4 protein-coding genes are annotated in these 4,263 nt (G+C 34.2%); all 4 read right to left on the bottom strand.

All coding sequences use genetic code 11. The features are described 5' to 3' along the window. Positions 1 to 1,322 (bottom strand): HAD-IC family P-type ATPase (locus ACJML3_RS07165; RefSeq protein ID WP_406021909.1); only part of this gene is annotated, 1,322 nt, incomplete at its 3' end. Positions 1,323 to 1,391: 69 nt separating this feature from the next. Next, positions 1,392 to 1,613 (bottom strand): hypothetical protein, encoded by a 222-nt coding sequence (locus ACJML3_RS07170; RefSeq protein WP_406021911.1) that lies wholly within the window; start codon positions 1,611 to 1,613, stop codon positions 1,392 to 1,394. A gap of 135 nt (positions 1,614 to 1,748) precedes the next feature. Beyond that, on the bottom strand, positions 1,749 to 4,034 hold the full coding sequence (gene feoB / locus ACJML3_RS07175) for a ferrous iron transport protein B (protein ID WP_406021913.1): 2,286 nt from the start codon (positions 4,032 to 4,034) through the stop codon (positions 1,749 to 1,751). A 1-nt stretch (position 4,035) separates the two neighbouring features. Further along, a partial coding sequence (locus ACJML3_RS07180; RefSeq protein WP_406021914.1) for a ferrous iron transport protein A occupies positions 4,036 to 4,263 on the bottom strand: 228 nt, incomplete at its 5' end.

Below are 4,263 nucleotides of genomic sequence, written 5' to 3' on the forward strand. Positions count from 1 at the left end.
TCATCCTTTATGCAGTCTTCAAGTAACAAAGTTGCAGCCAGTTCTTTATCTATCACAAGATAAAGTCTTGTATAACCATCATCTGTATGAGTATCAGCACAGTTACAGATTTTCTTAACAAACTCATATGAACCAAGATAAATTTCTTTTTTATCTATAAAGGCTGTAAGGCCAAATCCTGATATTTCCTTAAAATCGCAAACGTCTAATTGCTCTATAGGGTACGACTTTGCTTCCTGTAATAAAGACTTTGAAATTGGATGAGTTGAATTTTTCTCAAGTGCAAAGATAATAGAAAAAAGATAGTTTTTATCAAGACTTGTTTTTACATCTGACAGTTTGAATTCACCTGTACTAAGAGTACCTGTCTTATCAAAGGCAATTGCCTTTAATCTGCTGATTGTTTCAATATGCACAGATCCTTTTACAAGAACACCGATTTTACTTAAGGCACCAATACCTGCAAAGAATGTTAATGGAACTGACAGCACAAGAGCACAAGGACAGGATACGACCAGGAACACCAATGCTCTTTCAATCCAGTCAGAAAACACAGCCCCCTCAAGAAAAACAGGAACAAGACAAAGCAAAATGGCAGTTATTACCACAAATGGAGTGTAATAGGTACAAAAACGACGGATCAGATCTTCACTTTTTGATTTGTTTATTGCTGAATCTTCAATAAGATTTATTAGTTTTGTCAAAGATGAGTTTCTATAAAGTTCAGTTACCTCTATATATATGACGTCACAAAGGTTTACACTACCTGAAAGTACCTTATCTAGCTTGTTAACAAATAGAGACTTACTCTCACCTGTAAATGATTTTGTATCAAGAACACAGTTATCAGATAATAAAATACCATCTATTGGAATAATCTCACCTTTTAAAACCTTTATGGTGTCACCTATTTTGACATCTCTTGGTTTTAACGTTTGCTCTTTGCCATCTTTTATGACTCGTACTGTCTGAGGTCTTATTGAAGCTAAATGCATGATATTGTTTTGAGATCGATTTTTTGCATAATTCTCAAAACTCTCACCTATCTTATAAAAGACCATGATTGCCAGAGCTTCTGGGAAATCTTTTAAAGAAAATGCAGCAAATGTTGCAATAGTCATTAAAAGTTGGTCTGTCATGCGCTTTTGTTTTATGAGTATTTTTATAGCATCAACTACAACATCTAAACCACAGGCAAGGTAGGCAATCAAAGTAAGTGCTAAAACAGCATATGTAGGTATACATAAATCAAACAGATATTCATTTAAGATAAGTACCAAAAATACAGTTGCAGAGAATATCAATTTAAATCTGCTGTTCATAAAAAACCTCATTATATATGAGCATATATGCAACTATTTAAACAAATAAAACCGAATTCAAAGTTTTAACTAGTCTTTTAAACTAATCTTTACGTTACTATCAAAGCTAATTGCTATATCTGATGCTATTTTTAATACATCATCTTCTAAAAGACTATCGTTAGCATCAATGATTAAAGATGAGGATGCAAAGTTAATTACTGCATTTTCAAATTCATCCTTTATCATTTTTTCAAGCTTTAAGGCACAGTGTGGACAGTCTAAGCCTTCAATATCAAATCTAAAGCGCATAATTATCTCCTCTTTTTTATTTAAGTATACAATAGTTGAGCAATTATTCAACTATTTTATAAATAAACTTAAGATAATCTGCTCTATATTTTTGATAAGCAAGGCAAATTTTAATTATCTGCCTTGCTTTTAACATCAGTCTATTCTCTTTGATGGAATTGATAGAGATACTCCTTTGTGTTTTGATGGTCTTATTAAAAGTACAATAAACAGAACTAATACAGCTATAGCTACCACTGTAAAGGTATTGAATTGAACTACACCAAACATATAGCCAAACAGCTGATAGATAACAAGTGAAATTCCATAAGCCCATGCTGTCATATAAAAGATGGCAAATAAAAACCATCTGTTTGAGCCAAGCTGTCTTTTCATTGCACCTAATGCAGCTACACAAGGTGTTGACCAAAGACAGAATGATAAAAAGCTAAGTCCAATAATCGGCAGAAGAGCTGAGCTTTCATCACAGCCGTTTATTCTTGCAAAGAATGATACTAATGCCTGAGACAATGACTGATCTTCTTCAAGGGTATCTTCTGATAGTCCAAGAACTACAGCCATAGTACTTACTACATTTTCCTTAGCTAAGAAGCCATTTACCATTGCAACCGCGCTCTGCCATGAGCCAAAACCAATTGGAGCAAACAAGAAAGCAATAAGACCACCTATCATTGCTAAGAATGAATTATCAATATTCTCAATAAATCCAATATTTTTGTTCTCCACACCTGTATTCGATAAAAGCCATACAAGCACTACAACAAGGAAAATTACAGTACCAGCTTTTATTACGAAGGCTTTACAGCGTGAATAAACCTCTTTTAAAACTGAAAATACAGATGGCATATGATAATCAGGTATTTCCATTACAAATGGAGATACACTTTCATTAAATGCATTGCTCTTTTTAAGAATGATACCTGTACATACAATTGAGAATATACTCATTGCATATACAAATGGTGCAAACCACCAGGCATTATTCATAACAGATGCAAAAATCATGGTCATGATTGGAAGCTTTGCTGAGCATGGAATAAATGTGGTTGTAATAAGGCCAATTCTTTTTTCATTGATATTATCAATGGTTGCATTAGCCATAAGTGCAGGTACACCACATCCGGTTGCAATCACAAGAGGGATAAAGTTTTTACCTGACAGTCCAAAACTTCTGAAGATCCTATCAAGGATAAAAGCAACTCTTGTCATATATCCTGACTGTTCAAGAAATGAAAGAAATATGAAAAGGCATGCAATCTGAGGAAGAAAGCCTAGCACTGCTCCAACACCACCTACAACACCATCAACCATTAAAGATACAAGCCAATCAGGAGAACTTACAGCTGTTAACATATTCTCTACAATTGCTGATACATACTCTCCAAATACAACATCATTAACATAATCTGTTATTGTAAGACTTTCTGTTTCGCCATCAGATAGATGAGGGATCAGCTCAAGGTAGGATGTAAAATACATCGCACCAAAATATACAAAGCCAACCACAATAAAAAATACCGGAAGAGCAAGTATTCTGTTTAAAACAACAGAATCTATTGCTTTAGTAATATCAGAATGACCTGATTCGAGTTTTTTCTTGCAGGAATCTACAATTGAGTCTATAGCATCATATCGAGCTTGAGCAAAATAAGCCTGACAATCTGTCTTAGTGTATTCTTCAAGATCTTTAATTCCTTTTTTTACACTATCCATTATTGTCTGGTTTGACTCATGCTCTTCTAAATAGACCTCATCACTCTGTAAAAGTGAGGTTGCAATAAATCTTCTTGAAAACAGTGATTTTTCATCTGTTATCATGTTCGCAACTGAATCAATAATTCTTATAACATTCTTGTCATAATACTTTTCAATATCAGGTACTCTTGCTTTAGCAATCGTCTTTAAGAGCTCTTTTTCACCTTTCTTTTTTGATGCGCTCATTGTCACAACAGGAACACCTAAAGCACTTTCAAGAGCCTTTACATCTATGCTAATGCCTTGTTTTGCAATCACATCCATCATATTAAGCGCAATAACCATTGGCTTATTGAATGAAGCAAGTTCAAGTGTTAAAGACAGTGATCGCTCAAGATGAGAGGCATCAACTATATTAAGGATAACGTCATACTCATCTGACAGAAGATAATTTCTTGAGACAAGCTCCTCTGCTGAATATGGAGATAATGCATATAATCCAGGAAGATCGACTATTGCATAGTTATAGTCTTCAACATGGCCCTCTACTCTATCAACAGTAACACCAGGCCAGTTACCTACATACTGATGTGATTTTGTCAGAAGATTAAATAATGTAGTTTTACCACAGTTAGGATTTCCAATAAGGGCAATTCTTTTTGAAGCAAATCTGTCGAATAAAACATTTGATGAGATTTCGCAGCCTTTACATTTTCTGCAGTTCATTTTAACACTCTACCTCGATAAGCATGGCATCTTCATTTCTTATAATAAGAGAATATCCTCTGACGTTAAGTTCTATAGGATCACCTAAAGGGGCCTGTCTTACCGTAGTTACCTGACAACCTTGAGTTATTCCCATATCAAGAAGTCTTCTTCTTAATGATGTTCCTTTCGCATGCACTTTTTTAACAACTGCATTTGATAAAACAGGAATTTTGTCTAATGTATTCAT

It is taken from the genome of Succinivibrio sp. (assembly GCF_045124615.1).
GTDB lineage: Bacteria > Pseudomonadota > Gammaproteobacteria > Enterobacterales > Succinivibrionaceae > Succinivibrio > Succinivibrio faecicola.

Excerpts from the sequence above, each read along its gene's own strand:
- ACJML3_RS07170 (WP_406021911.1), bottom strand. The coding sequence starts at position 1,613 with ATGCGCTTTAGATTTGATATTGAAGGCTTAGACTGTCCACACTGTGCC.
- feoB (WP_406021913.1), bottom strand. The coding sequence starts at position 4,034 with ATGAACTGCAGAAAATGTAAAGGCTGCGAAATCTCATCAAATGTTTTA.